The sequence below is a fragment of the Methanolobus mangrovi genome (assembly GCF_031312535.1).
In the GTDB taxonomy this organism is placed as follows: domain Archaea; phylum Halobacteriota; class Methanosarcinia; order Methanosarcinales; family Methanosarcinaceae; genus Methanolobus; species Methanolobus mangrovi.
This window is the reverse complement of record NZ_CP133594.1, coordinates 1,308,034-1,333,003: the sequence shown is the minus strand read 5'-3', so window position 1 is coordinate 1,333,003 and position 24,970 is coordinate 1,308,034. Positions and strand designations below refer to the sequence as shown.

Here is a 24,970-nt window from a genome sequence, read left to right as displayed (position 1 = left end):
ATCCCGTGACAGTCTTCAACTAAAGTTTATAATAAAAATACAAATATTTATATGCTAAATATATTTATATATATGCACGCTATAATATTTCTTTGCAAGGCAAAGCTGCTAATCAAATGCATTTTCTCTTGCAGCATATTAAATTCCAGATGTTTGCTGGTATCGCACTAATTAATTTACAGATTAACACATAATTTTCAGGAAGGGTGAATAATGCTAGGGATGAACGATAAATTGAAGACTGAACTTATCAGTGTACTTGATGCAGTGGGATCGGGAGATTCAACTGCCAGAATCTCTCCAAAAGGTAGTTCTTTAGATGGAAAAGTGGCACAATCTTTGAATGCTATTTTAGACGAATACTTCTCATTAAAGAATGAATTAGCTCAAAAAGAAAAGATACTGGACCTAAAGGCAGCTGATGAAGTTCAGAATGAAAAGCTTGCAGGAGAAGTCCTTCGATTGATCGATGCAGTTGTGGAGGGCAAACTCGACGTACGTGGTGATATTTCATCAATGGAAGGTAATTGCAACAGGATCCTTGGTGGTATAAACCAGCTTCTTGATGCTGTCATGGGTCCTTTGAACGTTTCTGCAGAATATATTGACCGTATCTCAAAAGGTGACATTCCTGAAAAGATCACGGACGAGTATAAAGGTGACTTCAATGAGATCAAGAACAATCTCAACATGTGTATAGATGCTATCAATGCATTGGTCGATGATGCTGTGATACTTGCACAGGCTGGTGTGGAAGGACGTCTTGATACCCGTGCAGATTCCAGCAGGCATAATGGCGATTTCCGTAAGGTTGTGGAGGGAGTGAATGGTTGCCTTGATGCATTCATAGGTCCTCTTAATGTAGCTGCTGAGTACATCGATCGTATTTCAAAAGGTGATATTCCCCAAAAGATCACTGATTCCTACAGCGGGGATTTCAATGAGATCAAGAATAACCTCAACCTCTGTATAGATTCTATTAATGCTCTTTTAACTGAAGCTGAGTTCCTTACGGATGCTGCAATTGAGGGCAAGCTCGCTACCCGTGCAGACTCTGCAAAGTTCAGCGGTGAATATGCTAAACTCGTAGAGGGAATGAATGATGTGGTCAGTACGCTTGTGGGACACATCGATAATATTCCGGTTCCCTTCATGGTCATTGACAGGGAGTATAATATCAACTATGTCAACAGCAAAGCAGCAGAAGCTGCCAGTCTTGCAACCAATAGCATGATCGGTACCAAATGTTATGACCATTACAAGACCAATGTCTGCAAGACCGATAGTTGTGTATGTACAAGGTCTATGATCACTCAGAATATAGAACATGGGGAGGCAGTTGCAGACCTTGGTCAGGATGTCTCTATCAAATGCAGTGGAGTTCCTCTTAAAGACAGGCACGGCAATGTCATTGGTTCTCTGGAAATTTTCATGGACCAGACCGAGGTGAAGAATGCTCTTGAAGAGTCAGGTTCAAAGGTAGAACTTCTTAACAGGATTCCAGCTCCGGTTATGGCAGTGGATATGGATTTCAATGTATCTTTCATAAATCCTGCAGGTGCGACAGCAGCAGGAAAAGCTGTTGAAACTTGTATAGGTGCAAAATGCTATGAACTGTTCGATACCCCTCATTGTAATACGGAGAACTGTCGTGTTGCAAGAGCCATGAAAACTGGAAACGTCTCTTCTGCCGACACAATTGCACGCCTGCCATCCGGTGAGCTTCCTATCCGTTACACGGCTACACCTCTAAGAGATAGTTCCGGGGAGATCATTGGTGGTCTTGAATACATTATGGATATGACTTCAGAGGTAAACGTCACAAAGGAAGTACTGAAATTATCAGATGCAGCAATTAACGGAAAGCTCGATGCACGTGCTGACGTAAGTAAATTTGAAGGTAACCCGAGAGATGTTGTCAATGCTGTTAATGAAACACTTGATGCTTTCATTGGTCCTTTGAACGTTGCCGCAGAATATGTTGACCGCATATCTAAGGGAGAAATACCTGATAAGATCACAGATGAGTATAGGGGTGACTTCAATGAAATCAAGAACAACCTCAATCATTGTATCGATGGTTTAGGTGCTCTTGTGGAATGCAATGATGTTCTTCAGAACATGGCAGTTAACGATTTTACTATTAAGGTCGAGAAGGAATATCAGGGAATATTCGGAGAAATTACAAAAGCAACTAATGAGGCTCTTGGGCATACAATCGTTATTCAGAATACTACAAAACAGCTTGCTGTGGGTGATCTCCAGATGCTCGATGCCTATAGGAATATAGGTAAGAGGTCGGAAAATGATGAATTTATGCCTGCATACATTGCAATGATGGAAAGTATACAGGGTCTTGTGGACCAGTTTGTTGATCTTGGGGCTGCAGTTGAGAAAGGCAGACTCGATTACAGGGCTGATGCATCCGGTTTCAATGGTAAATATGAAGAAGCTATAATTGATGTCAATTCTGCCTTTGATTCGGTAGTTTCTCCGTTGAACGTTGCCGCTGAGTATATTGACCGGATATCAAAGGGAGATATTCCTGAGGTTATTACTGATACTTATTATGGTGACTTTAATGAGATCAAGAACAATCTCAACGGTTGCATCGAAGCCATCAATTCACTTGTCGCAGATTCTGAGATGCTGGCAGAGGCGGGGATCAATGGTCAACTGTCTGTAAGGGCTGATGCCTCAAAGCATGGTGGCGATTTCTACAAGATCGTTGATGGTGTGAATAAGACTCTGGATGCAATTGTAATTCCGTTGAAAGTAAGTTCTGATGTCATAACATCCTATTCACAAGGTGATCTGGGTGCAAGGCTCACAATGGAAATGCACGGGGATTTCAATGAACTGGCAAATACTTTGAATTCATTCGGAACTAATCTGCATGAGCTAATAGTGGATGCAAGTACAGTTCTTTCGGAAATAGCTAATGATAATCTTACAAGGTCAATATCCGTTGAATGTGTGGGGGAATATAAGAAACTGACAGATGGCATTGAAAGTGCCAGATTATCTCTTAATGATATCGTATACAATGTTAAGAAAGCATCTGATATGGTTGTAAATACTGCCAATAATATGTCTGCATCCACTTCATTGTTAAATTCCTCATCAACTGAGGTTGCCAGTACTGTGGAGGAAATATCAAGGGGATCACAAGACCAGTCAATGAAAACGGAGGAAGTATCTCGTACAATGCAACATATGACGCAAAGTATACAGGATGTAGCTTCTAATTCACAGATGGCTGCAAGCCATGCCCGTGACTCCAATGCAAAAATGAATGGGTTGGGTGATATTACCAATGATCTGCTAAATAAGATGAATGGTATAAGCACAGCAGTTTCCAGGTCTGCAGAGGTCATCAACAATCTTGAAGAAAAATCAAAAAGGATTGATGAAATTGTCAACCTTATCACCAGTATTGCAGATCAGACTAACTTACTTGCTCTGAATGCTGCCATTGAAGCTGCCAGAGCAGGAGAGCATGGCCGTGGATTTGCCGTTGTTGCAGACGAAGTCAGAAAGCTTGCTGAAGATTCAGGAAATGCAGCAAAGCAGATAGCTGGACTTATACAGGAAATACAATCTGGTACAGGTGAAGCGGTCTCATCCATGGAGATGGGGACAGAGGAAGTATCAAAAGGTGCCGAATCCCTGAACCTGGCTGTTAGTGAGATCGAACAGATAATCATTTCTGTAAATGGTATCACTAAAATGGTTGCGGATATTGCTGCAACTGCAGAAGAACAATCTGCTGCAATTGAAGAGATAGCATCCTCTGTGGAAGAAGTGGCTGCAATATCTGAAGAGACTGCAGCAGGCACTGAAGAGACTTCAGCCGCGGTTCAGGAACAAACTTCTTCATTGCACGAACTTGCTAATTCTGCTGATGAACTGGCGTTTATTGCAAATGATATGAAATCAGTTGTTGACAAGTTCAAGGTAGAGTTACGTAATGAAAATCAGAGTAAGGGATCTGATGATTTTGATCACTCTGGTTCAGGATCGAGTTCTAAGAAGGGTGATTTCCAGAAACCACTACTTGTCTGATGAAAGGGGTTGTTTAATGGATTAAATATCTTTAGATCGCTCAGAATTCTTCGATAACATGCTTCAGCTGTTCAGGGAGGATTTTGGAATGGGTATAACAACGTTCAGGAGATCATCCGTATTCCCGAACTTGTCCATATTCCTCAATCTCCTGATTTTGTAGAGGGAATCGGTAACCTCAATGACCGTTTGCTTTTTCTGATCAACTCCATAAGAGTGCTCGGAAAGAGCCAACTGGCAGGGATAGTTCGTACTGGTTATGCTGCCTGTATTTCAGCATGATCTATTCATTTCTTTTATCTATTCTATTTTTATTAGTCATTCATCTTTTGAAAACATTTTGATAGATTCTCTCATATATTTTTTAATGATATACTTTTATATTATCGTGCTTATCTTTAAATCAGCCTAATTATAATTATACTGAATTGTATGCTCGGGTATAATTTTTACAGGTTATATGTGCAAAAGTTAAACTTACACTTTAGTGAATTTGATTTTATAGGGTGATAATATGTTAGGGAAAAACAACAAACTATACAATGAAATCATTGATGTTTTGAATTCCATCGAAAAAGGTGAGTCTGATTCCAGACTAAACCTTCAAAGCAGTGGGATTGAAAGAGAGATGACAGAAGCATTGAATGCTTTTCTGGACAAGGCCACGGGGTGGAAGAACGAAGTGGCAGAACAGAAAATACATTCTGAGCAGACTTCTCTTAAAATAGAAAAGAGCAACAAGTTGCATAATGATGTAATCAATATTTTGAATTCTACTACTAACGGCAGTTCTGGTTCAAAACTCAGCCTTCAGGTCGATGGTACAGAAGGCAAGATGGTAGAAGCATTGAATACTTTTCTTGACAAGGCCACAGGGTGGAAAAAGGATGTAGATGAGCAGAAGAAGCTTCATGATCAGATCAATCTATTGGTGAGTTCCGCCATTGAAGGTAAACTTGATGTTCGTGCAGACCCTGAGAATTTTGAAGGCGAATTCAAAGAACTTGTTCTTGGGATCAATGAAATGCTTGATTCGATTATCAGACCTTTCACAGCAGCATCCAAATATGTGGATCGGCTTTCAAAGGGAGATATCCCTCCGAAGATCACAAAGGAATTCAAAGGCGATTATAATGATTTCAAGAACAACCTGAACATCTGTGTCGATGCGATCAATGCACTTATCAAAGACTCGGAGAGCCTTGCAATAGCAGGCGCAGAAGGTAGAGTTGATATGCGTGTCGATGCAACACGTCATGGTGGTGAGTTCAGGACTATCATAGAGAACCTTAATAATACTCTCGACTCAATTGCAAGACCACTGAATGAGAGCACTGATATTCTTCTCAAGCTGGCTGAGAACGACTTTGAGAACAGTGTTAATGGTGAATATAATGGAGTATTCAAGAATAATGCCTATGCTGTAAATGAGGTACGTAACAGGTTATTGAACATCCAGCGTACATTCGAGTTCATGGCCAGAGGTGATTTCAGTGACCTTGAAAGATATAAGCAAGCAGGCAAGCGTTCTGAAAATGATAAGCTGTTGCCATACACTATCAGACTTATGGAAACGGTTAAGGGAATGGCCGATGAGTTCATTGAACTTGGTCATGCTACAGAAGATGGAAAGCTAGACTACAGGGTAGATCCTTCAAAGTTTGATGGTCTTTTCCAGGAGGCTGTCAGTACTGTAAATACTGCATTTGATGCCATGATTGCTCCGCTTAATGTGACGGCTGAATATGTTGATCGTATCTCCAAAGGTGACATCCCTGAAAAGATAACTGATGACTATAAAGGTGATTTCAACGAGATAAAGAATAACATCAATGCATGTATTGATGGCATCGGTGGTATGGTCGAAGCAAACAATGTGTTGCAAAAAATGGCAGTAAACGATTTTACAATGGATGTGAAAGGAGATTATCAGGGTATCTATTATGAAGTAGGCCAGGCTGTAAACGAAGTTCGCAACAGGCTCCTGAATATCCAGCGTACATTCGAATTCATGGCCAAGGGTGATTTCAGTGACCTTGAAAGATATAAGCAAGCAGGCAAACGTTCTGAGAATGATAAACTGTTGCCATACACCATTGGACTCATGGAAACAGTCAAGGGAATGGCCGATGAGTTCATTGCTCTGGGGCACGCTGCCGAATCAGGTAATCTTGAGCACAGAGCTGAATCTTCACGATTCCAGGGTCTTTTCAATGAAGCGACTACAACTGTGAACAAAGCATTTGATGCTGTTATCTGTCCTTTGAAAATGACAGCTGAGTATGTTGACCAGATAGCAAAGGGAGAGATACCTGAAAAGATCAATGATGAATACAAGGGTGACTTCAATATTCTCAAGAACAACATCAATGGTTGTATCGATGGTCTCGGTGGTCTTGTAGAGTCCAATGAAATTCTGCAGCTTATGGTTAACAACGATCATACAAGAAAAGTTGAAGGTAATTACCAGGGAATCTATGCTGAAGTGGCATCCGCTACAAATGGTGTTCGTGAAAGAATCCTGACCACAATGAGTGTGAACAAGAAGATCGCTGTTGGTGACCTGAGCAATCTTGAAGGGCTTAAGAAGATTGGCAAACGCTCCGAGAATGATGAGCTCATCCCATGTTACATTTCAATGATGAGCAACATCGAGGGTATTGTAAATGAGTTCATAAAACTTGGTAACGCAGCGGAGGCCGGTAACCTTGACTACAGGGCAGATGGCTCCCTTTATGAGGGACGTTTCAGCGACGCTATCAATACTGTCAACCTGGCTATAGATGCGCTTGTGAATCCACTTAATGAGGCAATGCGTATAGTCAATAAGTATTCTGAAGGTGACCTTGATGCAAGGTTCGACTTCGTAACAAAGGGTGATTTCAAGTTATTCTCCGATACACTCGATGATTTCGGTGGAAACCTGCAGGCAATAATTGCAGATTCCTCCAGTGTGCTGGGAGAAATTTCAAATAACAACCTCAGCAGGGCAGTCTCTGTTCACGGTGTTGGAGAGTTCAAGGTACTGACAGATGGTGTTGAGAACACAAGACTATCATTGAATGATGTTGTTTCAATGGTATATGACAGCTCAAGGAATGTTGCATCAACAGCCGAGGAGATGTCAGCTTCTGTTGAACAGATGTCTTCTTCGTCCTATCAGGTAGCTGATACGGTTTCAGAAATCTCGAGAGGGGCACAGAGCCAGGCATCAAAGACCGAAGAGGTCTCAAGGGCAATGGTAGATATGACTATGACTGTGCAGGAAGTTGCCACGAATTCACAAAAAGCAGCAGAGAATGCAAAGGAGTCTAATGAACTGATCAATAGTCTTGGTGTAATTGCCAAAGATCTCCTTGTCAAGATGAATTCCATCAGGAATGCAACTTCAGAGTCTTCCGGTGTCATAATGGAACTTGATGGCAAGTCCAAGCAGATAGGTGAGATTGTCAATCTGATCACTAACATTGCAGACCAGACCAATCTGCTTGCACTGAATGCAGCAATTGAAGCAGCACGTGCAGGTGAGCATGGCCGTGGATTTGCCGTTGTGGCGGATGAAGTGAGGAAACTTGCTGAGGATTCAGGTAATGCCGCCAAACAGATCTCAACACTCATCGGGGAGATACAGGAAGGCACGCACAATGCTGTTACATCCATGCAGCAGGGTTCTGAAGAGGTTGAGACTGGTGCATCTGCCATTAATGAAGTAGCTAATGTCATTGAAGATGTGGTTGCTGCAGGTAACCTGATAGCAAGTATGGTTCAGGATATTGCAGCTGCTGCACAAGAACAGTCTGCTTCTATTGAAGAAGTCACTTCTTCTATTGAAGAGGTCAGTGCAATATCAGAAGAATCCGCAGCAGGAACAGAAGAAGCATCTGCAGCGGTTCAGGAACAAAGCGCAACAATGCAGGAACTTTCAAGATCAGCAGAAGATCTCTCAAGCCTTGCAGGTGAGATGAAAGCAGTCGTTGATAAGTTTATACTGGATTCTTCGTCTACCTCAGGTGGACAAAGTAAAGGCCCTGCAAGAAGCCAGGGAATAGAAAAGAAAGAGCATGCTCTTGTTTAATAAGGTGTGATATAATAAATGGCAGATGATTTAAAATCCGGAACAACTTCCGTTGATGAATTATTACAAATGGTAGTTTTCCAGCTAGGTGGTGAAGAATTCGGAGTAGAGATCATGAAGGTCCAGGAGATCATACGGATGCCTGAGATCACACAGATCCCACAATCTCCTGAGTATGTAGAAGGTGTCATCAACCTGCGTGGAAAGATTATTGTGGTTATCAATCTTGATAAACGCTTTAATCTCCGATCAAAGGAAGTAGATGAGCATTCACGCATAATTGTTGTTGAGATCGGCAATAATGTTGTGGGTATGATCGTTGATTCCGTGAATGAGGTATTGAGAATCCCTGCTTCAAATATTGATCCGGCTCCTGAACTTGTCATGTCAAGTGTAAGTAAGGAATATATCACAGGCGTAGGCAAAATGGATGGTCGCCTTCTGATACTTCTTGATCTTGCAAAAGTATTGAATAAAAAGGAAGTTGAGGATATCGCAAGTCTTGCCTGATATTCAGGCAATCCTTTTTTCTTTTCCTTTCTTTTTTCTTTTTAATTTACTTTTTTTACTCTTCAATATCATCTGCACAAGTCATCCTTAATTTAACCGAGAAATATATAAATATAATTAATGTATTATATTTAAATAGTAGCAGGAGAGGATGGCAATAGCTTTCACTTATTTTTTCAGGGATATGCAAACATTGGAAATGATCAGGGATTATGTAATTCCTGAACTTCGAAGCCGACGTTACATTCATATATGGGATGCCGGCTGTGCCATGGGTCCAGAACCTTACTCACTGGCAATTGTGCTGAGGGAGAATATGGGTATGACCTTCAGGAATGTGAAGATACATGCAACGGACATAGATAACAGCAACCTGTTTGGAGATATAATTAAAAAAGGTATATACCCCCGGGAAATGGTTCAGAGGATACCGGAGCCAATATTCAATAAATATTTCTCACCAGCAGATGAACCCGACCACTTCCGGATTTCCGATGAAATCAGGAGAAGTGTTGAATTCACAAAAAATGACCTTTTAAATCTGAAACCTATCAGAACAGGTCTCAACCTGATTCTGTGTAAAAATGTACTTTTGCATTTTAAGGAAGAGGAAAGGATAGAAGTTCTCAAGATGTTCCATGATTCTCTTGAGGGTGGTTATTTTGCAACCGAACAGACCCAGAAGATTCCTCTGGAAATGCAGGAATACTTTGAACCGGTTGTTGCAAATGCACAGCTGTACCGAAAAGTTGGTTGATAACACATAATTGTCGGATGTCTTTGAGATGCCACATGAACTATCATTTAAACTGCTCCCATCTGTGCAAAGTTCTGATTACAGGTGGCTGAATATCGACCGCAATGGGCAAAGAGTTGGAAAGGCCCGGGGCAGAGTGGATGATAATGTTCTGACTATCCATTCCATAACTATTTTTCCGGAATTTGAGGGAAATAACTATGGAAGTAAAACAATAGAGTTTTTCAAAGAACATTTCAATACTGTCATTGCAGACAGGGTAAGGCCGACAGCAATTGGATTCTGGGAAAAAATGGGTTTTTCGAACAATGGCGATGGTTCTTACATTTTCCATAAAAAGGGACATTGCTCCTGAATAGAAGACTTTTAACTTAAGACATCATATTTGCTTTTATGGAAATTGAAGCTAAGTTCCTTGTATCAGGGCGTGATGTGTTCGATAAGCTCATGAATATAGATTCAATAAATGAGTTTAGTATTTCGGATGCTGTGCTGAAAGAGTTCAGAGATACTTACCTTGATACACTGGACATGGCAATATACGCTTCAGGTTTTTCATTCAGGTGCAGAGAAAAAAAAGACAAGGTGGTCTATACTCTCAAGTCACTGAAAAGTGCAAGTTCTCTTATCCATATGAGGGAAGAAACCGAATTCACCCTTTCTGAGAAGGTTCCTGTGAAAGAATGGAATGATTGTGACCTTAAGAACCGGGTATTAAAGATGATAGGCTCGGGTAATCTCTTCCCACTGTTTCTTGTAGAACACAAAAGAACAGACCTTCAGGTCTACAACAGAGAACGGCATGTGGCCGAATTGAGTTTTGATGATGTTATCATCATTTGTGGAAACAACAAAAAAATCTATCTTGAGCTTGAAGTAGAGCTAATGGGTGATGGCAAAGAGGATGAACTTCATCAGATAGCTGCATTTTTCCGGGATGAAGCAGGTCTGGTTGTAGGCACCAGTTCCAAATTTGACAATGGGCTTGAACTCTATATGGAGAACATTAAACAAGATGCTAAAAGCCTTGATTATGGTATCGTTTCTGATAATCAGCAGATAACATTCTCGCCTATCAGGGATATGTTCGAAGAATACAGTATCGAACAGGAGCATGCCCGTAAGGTTGCCGAGAATTCCTTAATGCTCTTTGATGCACTCAAACCTATTCATGCACTGGATGGGAATCTTCGCCAGACATTGAGGTTTGCAGCTCTTGTTCATGATATAGGGGTTATGACCGATGTCAGCACCCACCATAAGGTAGGAAGGGATATCCTCCTTTCAACATGTCCTGAGGAACTTCCCTATCCTCTCTGTCTGTTCCTGCCGTGGATGACCTTCCTCCATAAGAAGAGGATTGATAAAAAGAAGCTTCAAAAACTATCCCAGAACAAGAAGTTCTCCCAGCTTCCTTTGCAGATGCAGGATGACATACTCAAAATGTCCGCAATTCTAAGACTCGCAGATGCACTGGATCTCAGCAGAATGGATAGTAAAATAGTTGATATTGATCTTGAGAAAGAAGACATAGTCATAAAAGTGATGGGGCCTGGAGCAGACACAGATGCCGACAGGGCAGATACAAAAGCTGACCTGTGGCGTTTGCTCTTTGAAAAGGATGTATATTTCAGGGAAGACTATTGAAGTCCTCTCTGTTTCAGTTCCTCTTCTATGCGGTCGATGACAGTGTGTAGTATCTTTATCCTTGAGTAGTACTTGTCATTGGATTCAACGATTGTCCAGGGTGCCCAGGAAGTGCTTGTCTTTTGAAGCATCTCATCTGCAGCACTAAGGTACAGGTTCCATTTTTCCCTGTTGCGCCAGTCATCTGATGTGATCTTCCATTTCTTATATGGTGTGTTCTCACGCTGCTTGAACCGGTTAAGCTGTTCCTCTTTGTCAATATGGGTCCAGAACTTGATGATTATGGTGCCGTAGTTAGTGAGTATTTCCTCAAACTCATTTATCTCCCTGTAAGCACGCTTCCATTCATGGGTATTACACAGTTTTTCCACCCGTTCCACAAGCACCCTGCCATACCAGCTCCTGTCATATATCCCGATGTGGCCTGCTTCGGGTATCTCATTGTAGAACCTCCACAGATAATGATGTGCCAGTTCATAATTTGAAGGCACTCCCACAGGGATCACACGATATAATCTGGGGTTCAGTTTCTGTGCAAGTCGCCTTATGCTACCACCTTTTCCTGAAGCGTCCCAGCCTTCAAATAGTACGATAAGGGGAATACGGTTCCTGAAAAGCTCATACTGGAGTTGTGCTATCTTTTTCTGACATGCCTTCTTTTCTTTTTTGTATTCTTTGTAAGCGAGACTTTTATCCAGATCTATTTTTTCAAGTATCGATGAATCTATGTTCGGGATGACACAGTTATCAACTTGGTCATTTTGAGTTGCTTCGGCATTGCTCTCAGCTTCAACTATTTTATTCTCTATCGACTCTATAACCTTTGCAAGCACTTTAACAGTGGCAAAGTTTTTGTCCTCAGCCTCTACAATGGTCCATGGTGCAGAGGCTTTGTCCGTTCTTTCAAGGATCCCTTCTATTACGGGCAGATGCCTGTCGTATTCATTGAGATATTCCTGTTCCTCTTCCTCTACGATAAAAAGTGGTACGCCTTCCTTCTTCAAGTCACGGTATCTCTTTGCCTGTTCTTTTTTGCTGACATGAAGGAAGAATTTGATGAGGAGGTATCCTTCATCTGTGAGCTGTCTTTCAAAATAGGTTATACCCTCAAGGCATTTCGGCATGTGCTTATCCACTTTACCTTTCCCGTCATGTTCTATGACTACTCTGCGATACCAGCTCCTGTCAAAGATAGCGATGCTTCCCTTCTTCGGTATCTTTGTCCAGAAACGCCATAATAGTGGTTTTTGCTCTTCCTGATAACAGGGCTTTCCGGTTGTGTAAAGGTCAAATCCCATTGGGTTGAGGGTCAAAAGGAATCGGTTGATTATCTCTGTCATACCGGATGCGTGCCAACCTTCAAAGACTATGATGGTGGGTATGTCCGTTTTCCATGCTTTTCTCTGTAGTTCTCCAATTCGTATCGTCAAATCTTCGATTATGTCATCATATTCTTCTTTGCTGAGACTTTTATCCAGATCTACATTTTCAAGCATGTATTATCCATAAAAAATAGTACGCTTCAATATATATAGTTATATAGATTCTCTAATTAACCAAGATATGTCCGTATGTAAAAGCTCCATATTATCAATGTGACAGACCCGGCTGCTACAATCGCGATGAATGATAAAAGGGATGTTTTGAACAGCTCGGGTGAGCCGGTGACCTTTATGTAGAATGTTTTGCTGAGGGTACTGATAAGTCCGGCAAGGATCGCTGTTTCAGCAGCTGTCTGGACCGAAAGGTTTCCTGAGAATGCCAGTGCTGCTACAGAAGCAGTCACTGCAGAACTGCTGACTATTCCTCCGAGTGCTGTCACATAAGCCCCCCCTGTTCCTCCATATTCGTTAGCGAAGTTAGCGATAACAAGGAGTATTGTGAATACAGCTCCGAATTTGAATGCCGGACCAAGTGCGAACGGTGAGCCTATATCTATGCTTTCTTCCAGGTTCAATGTATTCTTCCATTTGAGTGCTACAACTATAATGGCGATGCTTCCCATTACCACGAAAGGTGGAGCCATTAATGAGGCAGTCTTTGCAGTCGGATCTGCAATCAGTGCTATAATAGTGTTACTTATGATCATAGATACTACTGCAAGCATTGAACCGATGTGAATGGAATCCTTGAGTATCGGTCTTTTCATTGATAATCCTGAAAGTGCAGCTACGGTGGCTTCACTGCTAATGAATCCTCCAAAAAAACCAGAATACGGAATGCCACCTTTTGGCCCCATCTTTTTCAGGGAAATATAACTTACAAAACTAATGAATGAGACCAGTACTACTATAAGTATGGCTGATTTGAGCCTCAGAATTCCATAGATGGGTTCTTCCGGCATTATCGGGTAAAGTACAAAGGCAACTGCCAGGAATTTAATAGCGCTATTTATGTCACTTTCCGAGAGATGCTCTGCAAATGAATGCAGAGGTTTCTTCTCTATAAGGATGAAAGTCAGTATAAGGGCTGTGACTATTGCTACCAGATATAGTCCCTGGGCAACGACTATTCCTAAAAGGTATGTGCAGAAGAGTGCAATTGCAGTAGTAAGTCCTGATTTACCTTTGAGGATGTTGACGACGTATATGAGAGCTGCTGAAGAAAGAACTGCAAGAAGACTTGTTATAACAAGTATCCATACGCCGATATAATCAACAAGTAGCGTGGCAAGAGTACCTGTTATGCAGGTAATGGCAAAGGTTCTGACCCCTGCGAATATCTTTTTATCTGCACGCCAGTGTTCCCTCTCAATACCGATAAGTATCCCTATCATCAGTGAAAGTATTATCTTCTCCAGAAAAACGAATGATAAAGGGTCAATACCCCACTGGATGGACTGGATCATATCAATCTCTCTTTAAGCAAATGAATGTTGAATCTGGTCAGCATAAGTTTTCACATGACAGCAACGTATAGTATATTTCCTTCACTGTATATACTTTTATACCTGCTTGACCCATTAGTAATAGGGAGTGAATAATATGCCATGGGTCAATAAAAAGGAATGTATTTCGTGCAGGAAATGTGTAAAAAAATGTCCTGTGGATGCAATTGATATGGTAAAGGGGAAAGCTCTTATTTTAAATGAAAAATGCATCAACTGTGGCAAATGCATAAAGATCTGTCCGGTTAAAGCAATCCTTAAGGACAGGGAAATAGTGAAATTCAAGGTCCAATCAAAGCTAAAGGCACTAAAAGGTTCACTTTCCGAAAACAAAAGCAAAAAAGCAAAAAAACGCCTGATAAAAAGTCATATCAGGCAAATGAAAATGCAGCAAAAGGTTCTCAGTGAGACTATAAATGAACTGAAGCGCATTAAATTATAATAGTCGATATTACCCGAGGGGAGATCATTGTCATCGAACATGTTTGTTAAGAAATATTCCTTAACTGCATCTCTGGGTTTTTTGATCGGTCTGGTGTTTTGCATGACCGGCCTTCTATTTGCAATAGTCAGCAGGCTCAGTCGCAGTTCCGGTTCAGAGGTAATATTAATAGTCTGCTTCTTACTGGGTTTTGGGATACTGTTAATTCTTGCAGGCATCAATATTGCAGGAATTCGCCGTCAGCTTTCACAGAATTATTCTTTCATAGCAGGTATGCTGCTCTCTGTAACAGGAGTTCTTATGTTCGTATTCTCATTCCCTGACAACTGTTTATATCCAAGGGTATCCTATGTGATAATATTTTATTCACTGGGGATTTTTCTGCTATTGATCAATATTTTCGCTAATTATTTTCTGCAGGCGTTTGAAAGCTCAAAAGAGCAGGGAACAACCGTTCAGAAACAATGCTCTGTCATCGCCAATGAACCTGATCAACATAATGATTGTTCCGTACTTGCAACCTTTGCAGGTATCTTGATAACTAATATAACAACAGCTTCTTACGAGCCAGCTTTCCTTACAAATACAAGTGGAAGCGACGATACATTCATCGTAACTGATACAGCTTCTGGAGAAAAACAGCCGGAGTCACAAATAATGGAGAACACTGAGGAAAACACGATGTCTGATCCAGCAATTGCTGAAGAGATCAAAGAAGATAATAGCTTCATCGAACCCACAGCTCTGGAAACAACACAATTCCCGGAAATAGTTGAAATTCCGGAAACAGAGGATATTGGAATACCTGAAAAAACTCAAGTTGAAGATATTGGGTCAATTGCAGTGGCTTCCGCAGAGACACTAGAAATATCTGCCTCCGACATGCCTGTTGTTCCGTTCTCTGAATTCAGGTCAATGAAAAAGACCGACATCAAGGCCACCGATACAATGCGAGATGCTGCACGCAAGATACTCATGTTCCATTTCGGAGTCATGGTTGAGCACGAGAGAGGGACGAAAGTAGGAAAGGATATTGAACAACTTCATGATATGAGGGTTGCTGCAATGCGTATGCGCTCGGCTATCGAGGTTCTGGAAGATTATCTTGATATGAAAAAGATGTTTTCACATTACAGGAACATCAAATCTACAAGAAGGGTACTGGGTTCTGTGAGAGATCTGGATGTTTTCCTTGAGAAGATAGATCATTACCTTGAGGGCCAATCTCCTGAAATACGAATAGACATGGATCCACTTACAGATTCCATTCTAATAGAGAAGGCAAAGCAGCGCGGTAACATGCTTGAGTATCTGGATGATGTAAAGTATAATAAGTTCAAAAATAATTTTGCTGATTATCTTCTGGGGAAAAAAGCCTGGAAAATGAAATCCATAAATAAGAATGGTGAACCTGTTCCTTGCAGGGTCATGGATGTTCTGCCTGTACTTTTATACACCCAGTTTGCAGCTGTCAGAGCATATGATGAAGTTATTTCAGATGAAACAGTAGTCGATCCATCCCTTGAAAAATATCATCAGCTGAGAATTGATGTTAAGATACTACGCTATACACTTGAATTCTTTAAAGAAGTACTTGGTTCAGAGTCCAGGGATCTTATAAGGGATCTGAAGGCCCTCCAGGATAATCTGGGAGATATGCATGATACGGTGGTTGCACTTGAACTCCTGGAGAATTTCGAGAAATATGGCAGGTGGGGTGAAGTTGATAAAAAAAGTTCCCATGCTTCAACCGGACTTCAGGATTATCCGGGTGTGGATGCTTATCTTGAATACAGGAAACAGGAACTTCAAAACCTCCTTGATACCTTCCCTGATGTATGGTCAAAGGTTATCGATCCGGATTTCAGTGTGAGGTTTTCGCAGTCAATATCAGGTATTTACCTATCTTGAAAATGGTGTCTGTTGACTTGTATTGATCGTATTAGGCTATATTGTACTATATACTACTATATATGAATCTGTATGAAGTATTAAATAACAGGATTGCTGTATTTATATTAAAATACGACAGCATTCTAATGTTTTTAAAATCAAGAAAAATGAGCTTTATGTCCAATGAAGTGAAGGATTATATTAACCGGGAGATCAGCTGGCTTTCATTCAATGAAAGAGTACTCCAGGAAGCAAAAGATCCTGGAGTCCCATTACTTGAACGTCTCAAGTTCCTTGGGATATTCTCTTCGAACCTTGATGAGTTTTTCAGCGTAAGGGTTGGTACTTTACAGCGGATGATAGATGCTGGTTTTAAATCCAAGGTTATGGTGGGTGTTTCACCTAGAAAGGTTATGAGACAGGTTCATAATAAAGTGCTGGAGCTTCGGGATGAGTTTGACAAAGTGTTTGTAGAACTTACAAAGGAGCTGGAAAAGCATGATATTTTCATTGTTGATGAAACACAGCTTGATGAAGCTCAAAAGACTTTCCTTAAAACCTATTTCCAGGAAAAAGTACGGCCACGTCTTATTCCTGTCATGCTGAAAGATATTCCAAGTTTTCCATATTTAAAGAATCAGGTTATCTATCTTCTAATCGATGTCAGGAAAAAGTGGGATCCAAACGGTTCAAAATTTGCTTTGATCGAGGTTCCTGCGGATGTTCTTCCCCGTTTTATCATGCTTCCTCATTGTGGTGAGAAGAAATGTGTGATCATGCTGGATGACGTGATACGTTTTGGTCTTGATGATATCTTCTCAACATTTGAATATGATTCAATAGGTGCATATACGATAAAACTGACCAGGGACTCTGAACTGGATATTGATGATGATGTAACCAAAAGTTTCTTTGAAAAGGTATCTGAGAGCCTTGAGGAAAGAAAAAAAGGCCAGCCAGTTCGTTTTGTCTATGACCGGGATATGCCTTACTATCTTCTGGATTTCACGCTCAAAAGACTAAAGATCCAAAAATTCGAAAATCTTGTACCAGGTGGTAAATATCATAATGCAAAGGATTTCATGAATTTTCCACAGGTAGGACCCGATTCATTCTTTTATGAAAATAAACATCCTTTACCGCACAAAGACCTTCTGCGCCATAAAAGCATATTTGCTGCTATAAGGGAAACAGATATTCTACTTCATTATCCTTATCAGTCTTTTGATTATTTCATTGACCTTCTAAGAGAGGCAGCCATCGATCCCAATGTTTCGAGCATAAAGATCACCCTTTACAGGGTTGCCCGCAATTCCAATGTTATCAATGCGCTCATTAACGCAATAAAGAATGGGAAAAGCGTTACAGTTGTCATTGAACTTCAGGCGAGGTTTGATGAGGAATCCAATATTTACTGGACCCAGAAACTTGAAGATGCGGGTGCAAAGATTATTGACGGTGTGCCCGGTCTGAAAGTCCATTCAAAACTCTGTCATATTACAAGGAATGAGGGAAATAGTCCTGTTCATTATTCCTGCATCGGGACAGGTAATTTCAATGAATCTACTGCAAAGCTCTATTGTGATCATATGCTTATGACATCAAATCCTGATCTGACATTTGAAGTGGAAAAGGTTTTTGATTTCTTCACTCATAACTATAAAGTATATGATTACAAGCATCTCATAATAGCTCCTCTGCAAATGCGCAATGCATTCAAAAAACACATTGAAAATGAAATAAAGAATGCAAAAGAAGGGAAGCCGGCATACATTCATGCGAAGATGAATAGTCTTGTGGATAGCGAGATGATCAATGCACTTTATGATGCCAGTAAGGCAGGGGTCAGGATAAAACTGGCTATCAGGGGTATCTGTTCACTAGTTCCGGGTGTTGAAGGGTTCAGCGAAAACATCGAAGCCATCAGTATAGTTGATAAGTATCTCGAGCATTCCCGTATTTTCATTTTCTGCAACAATGAAGAGGAAAGGTATTTCATTTCATCTGCTGACTGGATGGTAAGGAATCTGGACAGGCGTGTGGAAGTTGCGACACCCATATATGGTCCTTCTCTTCAAAATGAGTTGAAAGAATACATGAGTTTACAATTCCTGGATAATACCAAAGCAAGAATTATCGATGAGCACCAGAATAATAAATACAGAATAGGTGGGGACAGGTCTTACCGGGCTCAGGATGATATCTATGATTTCCTTGAAAAGCAATTGAATAATGAGGATGCCTGATGAAATTTGCTGCTATTGATGTAGGTTCCAATGCCGTGAGGTTGCTTCTATCAAGAGTTGATTCCGGGGGTGTGGAACCTATCTATGAAAAGGTATCTCTTGTGCGTATGCCCATCCGTCTTGGCGAGGATGCATTTGTTCATAACAATATATCTCAGGAAAAGATTTCCAGTCTAGTGAGTACGATGATCGCATTCAAACACCTGATGGATGCATATGGACCAATTGACTTTATGGCATGTGCAACTTCAGCCATGCGAGAGGCTGACAACAGCGATGAGATTGTTTCCATGATCAAGAAAAAGAGTGGAATTGACCTTAAAGTTATAAGCGGAAGGAAAGAAGCGAAGATAATCTATTCCAATCGTATAGAAAAGATAGTTGGAAGCAGTGATTCAACTTATCTGCATATTGATGTGGGTGGCGGCAGTACGGAACTGATACTGTTCAAAGGTAGCAATGTTTTTGCTTACAGGTCATTCAATATAGGTACTATCCGAATGCTAGAAGGCATTGTTACAAAAAAGGACTGGAATGAGATGAAAAGCTGGGTGAAAAGTGTAACCAGTAAGAATGCACCTGAGCATGCTATCGGAAGTGGTGGAAATATTAACAAGCTCTTTCGTATGTCTGGCAGGAAGGATGGTACTCTTCTAATGGCTGAAGATATCAAAGATCTTAATAATTACCTTAAAGGATTCACACTGGAGCAGCGTATAACAAAGATTGGTCTGCGTCCTGATCGGGCTGATGTTATTGTACCTGCATCAAAGATATATTACTCTGTCATGAATTGGGGTAATATCAATTATATGCATGTACCACAACTGGGACTTGCAGATGGTATCATACACGTTTTGTACAAAAAACATAAAGAGAGTTATATATAATCCAATGACATATATTTCCAAATCTTGTTCATAGGTATATTTGTTCATTTAATGCCGTATGTATCTGTTTTTTACTTTCTGTTAATTTTTTTTCTGTTAATTCATCGCCATAAACTGAAATCCCATGTTCATAATATATAAATACTGATTTAATAAGACATCATATTCAGGAAAAAATATCTTATGATCATATTTGTGTGAGTTTCATGAGGATCAAGTAAAAAGTGGTAGATCAATATGGAGGACTTTAACAGTAATAATGGGTGCCTGTATCTTGGAATAGATGCGGGTGTGTTCAAAACATCGGTTTGCACCAGCAATGGGAAAAAGTTCTCTGAGCGAAGTGTGGTAACTTTTCTGCAGGACGGTAACGACAATACAGAAGAGAAAATACTATCCGGTAAACAAGCTATGGAATTGCAGGATGGTGTTATCAAAGAACCCCTGAACAATGAATTGAAGGGGAAAGATGACGTTCTTGCTTTCAAGAAGTTTTTAAAAGATTTTCTTAATAAACATGATGTTGACCCTGATAAACAGACTGCCTATGCAATAATAGGTGTACCATCCAATGCGGACCGGAAATACAAAATGAATCTTCTGGAGCTTTCCAGTGAGATATTTTCAGGTGCAATGGTTGTTGATGAGCTTTTTTGCATAGCTTACAAAAAGTCTCTTCAGGAAGGGTCAATGATAGTGGATATAGGATCTGGTAAAACAGATATATGCGTTATTAACAGCAACATTCCTCAGCAAAATGAGTGTCTGAGTCTTCCATGTGCCGGAAAGGACATCGATCGTGAGATCGTTAAACTTATCAATGAAAGATGGCCGGATTCAAAAATGACGGAAGAACTTGCTATGGAGTGGAAAGAAAAATACGGAAATCTTGGTTCAGTACATGATTCTTGTATTGTGGATGTTCCTCTTGAAAATGGCACCCTTCAGGAATCAATAGCTGAAGAGATGCAGATTGCATGTGAGTTTGTGTTAACTGACATAGTTTCAGGCATCACCAGGGTGTTATCTGATGTTGATCAGGATATACGTGAAACCGTAAGGAACAATATCCATATATTTGGCGGTACCAGCAATCTACCAAATCTTGGTACTTTTATTGAAAATGAGCTTAAAGAACTTGGTGGAGGTAAAGTATTCCTTGACCCGGACTCTACATTTGCTATTTCTGAAGGTGCACTGGAACTTGCCAGGAACATGCCGCTGGAATTCTGGCAACAACTGCATGCTGGAAAACAGAATGAGGAATTGATATCATGAAGTCATTGTGGTCTGAGGAAAATAAAAAGGCTGAAAATTCAGCTAAGGTTTTCACTCCGAATATCTATAGAAAACCTAATGCAACAGATGATGTGGGAAAGGAAGTAAAAAAAGGTGAATCTTCCTCAAGCCCGCAGAATTACATGTCAGGGAATAATCAGGGTCATGCTCGGGAAAATCAGGAGTCTGTTTATAAAAAGCTGGGTTCAGACATAGAAGAGCTTCTCCAGAAAGAGTCTGCTCTTTCAGAAATTAAGAAGCGGTATGAATCCAATCTCAGCGAATATGAGCAAAAACAAAAAGAACTTGATGAACTCAAAAGCAAATTCTCTGAACAGGAACAGGAGCTTAAGAATAAATGTGCGATAATGAAATCTGCTGTGCAGAAAGCTGAAAAGTCAATCCCTCCTGAACAGAAAGAAGCGCTTAAAAAAGAGATCGCTGCATTTGAACAAAAGCGTTCTGCATTTGAAGCTCAGGTTAAAGAATTTGAAGACTCAAGACTTGGGTATGAGAAAGAATTTGCTGAGTATACTGCAAAGATGGAAGAATTATCTTCCCTGAGATCTACTTATGATAGTGAGCTTGAAAAATACAACCAACAGCAACATGATCTGGATGAAAAGCGACGGTATCTGGAAGAGAAACTAATAGCAGGTGAGGAAATCTCTATTGATCTGGCAGATATCACCTATCCTGCAGCCATTGAGGCAATAAAGTCCGATTATTACGCTGAGTTAAAAGAGCTTAACCGAAAGCGTGCAGACATTGAGACACTTAGATGTGAACTTGAGGATGAAGAATCAGTCCTTACTAAAAAGCGTTCTTCAATTGAAAGCATAAAAGGTAATATACATACTGAGTTCTCTGAACTTGGTTCTAAGACCGGTGAACTGGAAGCTTCCCGGCTGAAGTACGAAGAAAGTGTCAAGGCTCATGAAGAAAAGGAGCTGGCTTTCCTGGAGCAAATAAAGGCTCTGGAAACAAAGAAATCTGAGTTTGAGGCTGAGGATGAAAAACTCAGGTTAAAGCATGAGGAAAATATACAGGTTCACAAAGAAAAAGAACTTGCTTTGCAGGATGAGATGAAGGCTCTGAAAGAGAAGAAATCTGAGCTTGAGGCTGAGGATGAAAAGCTAAGGCAGAAGCGTGAGGATAATTCAATATTAGAAGGGGATATTGAAAAAGCTCTTGCAGAGATGGAATCCAAAAGAAAAGAGCTTGAAGAGATGGTTGAGAGAACCAACAATGAAATTGGTACTCATGTTACAATACATCGCCAGAATCTCGATATCAAGAAGCTCAATAACAAACTGGAACAGCAGATGATCTATATTCAGAGCCTTGAAAACTCCGTTTCAAATCTAAAGAGAAGTCTTGAAGAAGCAAAATCAGATGTCAAGAAGAATGAGGTATTTTCACAGATACTCAAACAGAATATAGAATTGATGGGATGAATGTGTGCCTCAGAACTCATAGGGTTCATCATATATCAGATTTGGTTTTATCATCATCGGCACACAATTTCAGATAAAAGATCAGATTACTTCTTTAATCTCATCAACTATTTTTTTGGCAGCCATGTCCGGTTCATCCGACTGGTAAATGCTCCTGCCAACGATCACCCAGTCAGCACCAGCTTTTATTACATCAGAGGCTGATCCTCCCTGGGCACCTACGCCAGGTGAGATTATGGATAGTTCGTTTCCTATTATTTTTCTTATTTCTGTAACACGCTCAGGACGGGTTGCCGGTGCGACAACACCGGAAGCCTTTACGTCTGCTGCCATCTTTGCAATGCCTTCTCCTGCCTGCTGCATGAAATCAAGAGCACCGGGGTGGCTCATTTCGGTAACGACAAAAATATCCTTTTTCTGCTCTTTTGCAAGTTTCACAGCAGCTTCGAGACTGTCATGTCCCGTGAATCCCTGAACTATTACGCCATCTGCACCAGCCTTGAATACCTGCTCACATATGAGTCTGTTTGTATTTGGTATGTCAGCAACCTTAAAATCTGCAATGATTGGTGCATACTTTGAAAGCTGTCCAATTATTTCCATTCCTGTTGCAAGGGCAAGGGGATAACCTATTTTGATAGCATCTACATATCCGGCAACTTTTTCGGATATCTGTATTGCTTCGTCCCTGTCTGTGACATCAAGTGCAAGTATGAGTCTTGTGTTCTTTTCCATATAATCGCTCCTTAATGTGTTTCTTACAATTTGGCAAGCCTGCTTCTTGCAGCAGCGACCATGATCGGGAGTGTTATTGTGGCATCAGAGTGGACTGTTACCGAGCGTGCAGTCTCGCTGACCTTACCCCATGAGCGTGCTTCATCAAGTGTTGCACCGCTAAGTCCTCCTGTTTCAGGGGTGTCCATTGTGAGCTGGATGGCATACTCGAATTCCTGATGGGTTATGAGCATGGACTGGAATATATAATTCTTCGGGACACCGCCGCCGATAAGCACTGCTCCGGGATTCTTTGCCTCGTAGCAGATATCGATTATCTCTTTCATGTCTGCAAATGCGTCGACGTTCAGTGGGTTTGTCTGCTTGAAGAGCCATGCCTGGAGCCCTATCATTGAATCCTGTATTGCAGGGCAATAGACAGGGACGTTCATGTCGGCTGCAGCTTTTAGTATTGAATTCTTGTCATCTATGTTGTTTCCGAGGTGGGTCATGAATTCCCTGATAGAGATGGTGTCAGGACCTATGTCAGAAAGAATTGCCTTCAGTTTCTCTTCAAAATCGACAAAATAAGGTTCTGGCAGGTAGACATCGTATATCCTGTTTATTTCTTCATGCTTCAATTCGATGTCATCACATTCCGAACATCCTTTATAGTGGTGCAGTCCCATTGATTCCACTATCTCATGCACCATATTGGCACCGGTGGTGACAAGCACATCGATGTACCCGTCTTTTATAAGATCTGTAACTATGTCCCGCATTCCTGCAGGCACCATGGCTCCTGCCAATCCGAAGAAGCTGGTAGATCCGCCAGCCAGCATCTCTGTATAAATGTCAACAGCATCTGCTAATTTTCCTGCACCGAAAGCGCAGCCATCAATGGCATGAACCAGCTCGTCAACGCTCATGTTTTCGATGATCTTTGCCTGTCTAATAGGATTCTGAAGTTTCTCTGCCTTTGAACAATGTTCCATTTGAAAGCCTCTTATACGCTGATTTACAGCAACAATGTTCTTTAAGGTTTCTTCGGCAATGTCCATATTTTAAAATGATTGAAGGACATTAAATGGGATTCTATCTTTTGGTGTTTGTTCTGGTGTATGGCAGCAAAAACGGAAATCTTCTCATCAAAATTAAATAGCAATTATTTTTCAAATTCAAGAAACAGAACTTCAACTTTTAATCACTAGTGTCCAACAAACCACTTAAAAACCAAGTATTTGCTAAAGTTCAGTTACTGGAATCGAGTCTTTTAGATAATAGTTGAAGAGCTCTTCAGCCCAGTCAAGCGTTTTTGCATTTATATTGAAAAGCAAAAGCTTACCATCAATATCCCCATTGCTTTTAAGCAAACGTATCAACAAATTATCTTCCGTAAATGTAAAAAACAAGATATCCATTCTTTTATTGTAAGCATAGATATTGATTAATCCAGTTTTCATATAATTTTCAAAATCCGCATGATAATCAGTGCGTATTTTCTTGAGTAGATCTTCAGAGACAATTAAATCTATTTTTAAATTGTTGTCAATCAGATCAGAGAATACAACATGATAGTTAGGATAAAGCATTGCAGTAATTGCATAGAGAAAATCTGATTCTTTACTTTTTTCATTGTAAATGCATTTTATATCGAATTGATCTGTAATAGGGGGATTTATTATCTGACAGTTCTCAAATACATTCATTCTTTTCAGGAGATGAGCTGGAATGAAATCAAGGTTATGGGTTCCCCAATAGTCGATATCTGTATCACAAGTTTCAACAATATTTAGTAAAGGTGCCATATCATCAACAACTAGTTTTCCAATAGTTGTCAATTCATAGATGTCGTTATCATGCGAAACAAGGTAATGCTCCTCAAGTATCCTTATTTGAGGAAGCAGGGCTATCCTGTTGGTATCAAGAGATTTGAGAAGTGTCTCCATTTCCTTTGCTCCATCTTTTAAGAGCCAAAGTACCTGTTTTCTTTTCTCAGATGCAAATATTACATCAATCAATGGTTTTTTGATTTGCGACATAACTTTCAGGTAACTGTTATTTTAGTCGAGAGTAAAAAGTTAATATGAATTTCTTGTTATTTATAAA

General features: G+C 40.4%; 17 protein-coding genes and 1 pseudogene. 13 read left to right on the top strand and 5 right to left on the bottom strand.

Annotated elements, in window-relative coordinates:
• Positions 1-222 precede the first annotated feature (222 nt).
• From RE476_RS06315 to RE476_RS06290, 7 genes and pseudogenes are all read left to right on the top strand, one after another.
• On the top strand, positions 223-4,065 hold the full coding sequence (locus RE476_RS06315; RefSeq protein WP_309306809.1) for a methyl-accepting chemotaxis protein: 3,843 nt from the start codon (positions 223-225) through the stop codon (positions 4,063-4,065).
• A gap of 108 nt (positions 4,066-4,173) precedes the next feature.
• Positions 4,174-4,347, top strand: a pseudogene (locus RE476_RS12905) (hypothetical protein); the annotation flags it as partial.
• A gap of 232 nt (positions 4,348-4,579) precedes the next feature.
• Entirely contained in the window at positions 4,580-8,140 is a 3,561-nt protein-coding gene (locus RE476_RS06310; protein ID WP_309306808.1) for a methyl-accepting chemotaxis protein, read from the top strand.
• A gap of 18 nt (positions 8,141-8,158) precedes the next feature.
• A complete protein-coding gene (locus tag RE476_RS06305) occupies positions 8,159-8,650 on the top strand; it encodes a chemotaxis protein CheW (protein ID WP_309306807.1) in 492 nt (163 codons plus the stop codon).
• Between the two features lie 151 nt (positions 8,651-8,801).
• Entirely contained in the window at positions 8,802-9,407 is a 606-nt protein-coding gene (locus RE476_RS06300) for a CheR family methyltransferase (RefSeq protein WP_309306806.1), read from the top strand.
• A gap of 28 nt (positions 9,408-9,435) precedes the next feature.
• Entirely contained in the window at positions 9,436-9,762 is a 327-nt protein-coding gene (locus RE476_RS06295) for a GNAT family N-acetyltransferase (protein ID WP_309306805.1), read from the top strand.
• A 38-nt stretch (positions 9,763-9,800) separates the two neighbouring features.
• Entirely contained in the window at positions 9,801-11,054 is a 1,254-nt protein-coding gene (locus RE476_RS06290; protein WP_309306804.1) for a CYTH domain-containing protein, read from the top strand.
• Here the strand turns inward: RE476_RS06290 and pap are convergent.
• A complete protein-coding gene (pap, locus tag RE476_RS06285) occupies positions 11,048-12,550 on the bottom strand; it encodes a polyphosphate:AMP phosphotransferase (RefSeq protein WP_309306803.1) in 1,503 nt (500 codons plus the stop codon). The two genes, RE476_RS06290 and pap, sit on opposite strands and share 7 nt — an antisense overlap.
• A gap of 56 nt (positions 12,551-12,606) precedes the next feature.
• The gene (locus RE476_RS06280; protein WP_309306802.1) at positions 12,607-13,902 is read right to left on the bottom strand and encodes an MgtC/SapB family protein; all 1,296 of its coding nucleotides are present in this window, start codon (positions 13,900-13,902) and stop codon (positions 12,607-12,609) included.
• Positions 13,903-14,038: 136 nt separating this feature from the next.
• On the opposite strand from RE476_RS06280, the gene RE476_RS06275 reads away from it, so the two are divergent.
• The 6 genes from RE476_RS06275 (at position 14,039) to RE476_RS06250 (ending at position 22,147) form a co-directional block, all read left to right on the top strand.
• A complete protein-coding gene (locus RE476_RS06275; RefSeq protein WP_309306801.1) occupies positions 14,039-14,383 on the top strand; it encodes a DUF362 domain-containing protein in 345 nt (114 codons plus the stop codon).
• A gap of 102 nt (positions 14,384-14,485) precedes the next feature.
• Entirely contained in the window at positions 14,486-16,294 is a 1,809-nt protein-coding gene (locus RE476_RS06270; RefSeq protein ID WP_309306800.1) for a CHAD domain-containing protein, read from the top strand.
• Between the two features lie 62 nt (positions 16,295-16,356).
• A complete protein-coding gene (gene ppk1 / locus RE476_RS06265) occupies positions 16,357-18,522 on the top strand; it encodes a polyphosphate kinase 1 (RefSeq protein ID WP_309306799.1) in 2,166 nt (721 codons plus the stop codon).
• Entirely contained in the window at positions 18,522-19,412 is an 891-nt protein-coding gene (locus tag RE476_RS06260; RefSeq protein WP_309306798.1) for a Ppx/GppA phosphatase family protein, read from the top strand. The genes ppk1 and RE476_RS06260 overlap by 1 nt, the downstream gene beginning before the upstream one ends.
• Before the next feature lie 237 nt (positions 19,413-19,649).
• Positions 19,650-20,690 carry a rod shape-determining protein gene (locus RE476_RS06255; protein WP_309306797.1) on the top strand — a complete coding sequence of 347 codons (1,041 nt, stop codon included), beginning with the start codon at positions 19,650-19,652 and terminating at the stop codon, positions 20,688-20,690.
• Entirely contained in the window at positions 20,687-22,147 is a 1,461-nt protein-coding gene (locus RE476_RS06250) for a coiled-coil domain-containing protein (protein ID WP_309309532.1), read from the top strand. Before RE476_RS06255 ends, RE476_RS06250 begins: the two co-directional genes overlap by 4 nt.
• A gap of 81 nt (positions 22,148-22,228) precedes the next feature.
• Here the strand turns inward: RE476_RS06250 and pyrF are convergent, their stop codons facing one another.
• From pyrF to RE476_RS06235, 3 genes are all read right to left on the bottom strand, one after another.
• Positions 22,229-22,882, bottom strand: coding sequence for an orotidine-5'-phosphate decarboxylase (gene pyrF / locus RE476_RS06245; protein WP_309309531.1), 654 nt, complete (start codon positions 22,880-22,882; stop codon positions 22,229-22,231).
• A gap of 23 nt (positions 22,883-22,905) precedes the next feature.
• Entirely contained in the window at positions 22,906-23,856 is a 951-nt protein-coding gene (locus RE476_RS06240) for a deoxyhypusine synthase (RefSeq protein ID WP_309309566.1), read from the bottom strand.
• A 249-nt stretch (positions 23,857-24,105) separates the two neighbouring features.
• The gene (locus RE476_RS06235) at positions 24,106-24,903 is read right to left on the bottom strand and encodes a helix-turn-helix transcriptional regulator (RefSeq protein ID WP_309309530.1); all 798 of its coding nucleotides are present in this window, start codon (positions 24,901-24,903) and stop codon (positions 24,106-24,108) included.
• Positions 24,904-24,970 lie beyond the last annotated feature (67 nt).

Coding starts and splice junctions, on each gene's coding strand:
- RE476_RS06255 (WP_309306797.1), top strand. CDS start 19,650: ATGGAGGACTTTAACAGTAATAATGGGTGCCTGTATCTTGGAATAGAT.
- RE476_RS06250 (WP_309309532.1), top strand. CDS start 20,687: ATGAAGTCATTGTGGTCTGAGGAAAATAAAAAGGCTGAAAATTCAGCT.
- ppk1 (WP_309306799.1), top strand. CDS start 16,357: ATGAATCTGTATGAAGTATTAAATAACAGGATTGCTGTATTTATATTA.
- RE476_RS06235 (WP_309309530.1), bottom strand. CDS start 24,903: ATGTCGCAAATCAAAAAACCATTGATTGATGTAATATTTGCATCTGAG.
- RE476_RS06275 (WP_309306801.1), top strand. CDS start 14,039: ATGCCATGGGTCAATAAAAAGGAATGTATTTCGTGCAGGAAATGTGTA.
- RE476_RS06280 (WP_309306802.1), bottom strand. CDS start 13,902: ATGATCCAGTCCATCCAGTGGGGTATTGACCCTTTATCATTCGTTTTT.
- RE476_RS06295 (WP_309306805.1), top strand. CDS start 9,436: ATGCCACATGAACTATCATTTAAACTGCTCCCATCTGTGCAAAGTTCT.
- RE476_RS06315 (WP_309306809.1), top strand. CDS start 223: ATGAACGATAAATTGAAGACTGAACTTATCAGTGTACTTGATGCAGTG.
- pap (WP_309306803.1), bottom strand. CDS start 12,550: ATGCTTGAAAATGTAGATCTGGATAAAAGTCTCAGCAAAGAAGAATAT.
- RE476_RS06290 (WP_309306804.1), top strand. CDS start 9,801: ATGGAAATTGAAGCTAAGTTCCTTGTATCAGGGCGTGATGTGTTCGAT.
- RE476_RS06240 (WP_309309566.1), bottom strand. CDS start 23,856: ATGGAACATTGTTCAAAGGCAGAGAAACTTCAGAATCCTATTAGACAG.
- RE476_RS06270 (WP_309306800.1), top strand. CDS start 14,486: ATGACCGGCCTTCTATTTGCAATAGTCAGCAGGCTCAGTCGCAGTTCC.
- RE476_RS06310 (WP_309306808.1), top strand. CDS start 4,580: ATGTTAGGGAAAAACAACAAACTATACAATGAAATCATTGATGTTTTG.
- RE476_RS06300 (WP_309306806.1), top strand. CDS start 8,802: ATGGCAATAGCTTTCACTTATTTTTTCAGGGATATGCAAACATTGGAA.
- RE476_RS06260 (WP_309306798.1), top strand. CDS start 18,522: ATGAAATTTGCTGCTATTGATGTAGGTTCCAATGCCGTGAGGTTGCTT.
- RE476_RS06305 (WP_309306807.1), top strand. CDS start 8,159: ATGGCAGATGATTTAAAATCCGGAACAACTTCCGTTGATGAATTATTA.
- pyrF (WP_309309531.1), bottom strand. CDS start 22,882: ATGGAAAAGAACACAAGACTCATACTTGCACTTGATGTCACAGACAGG.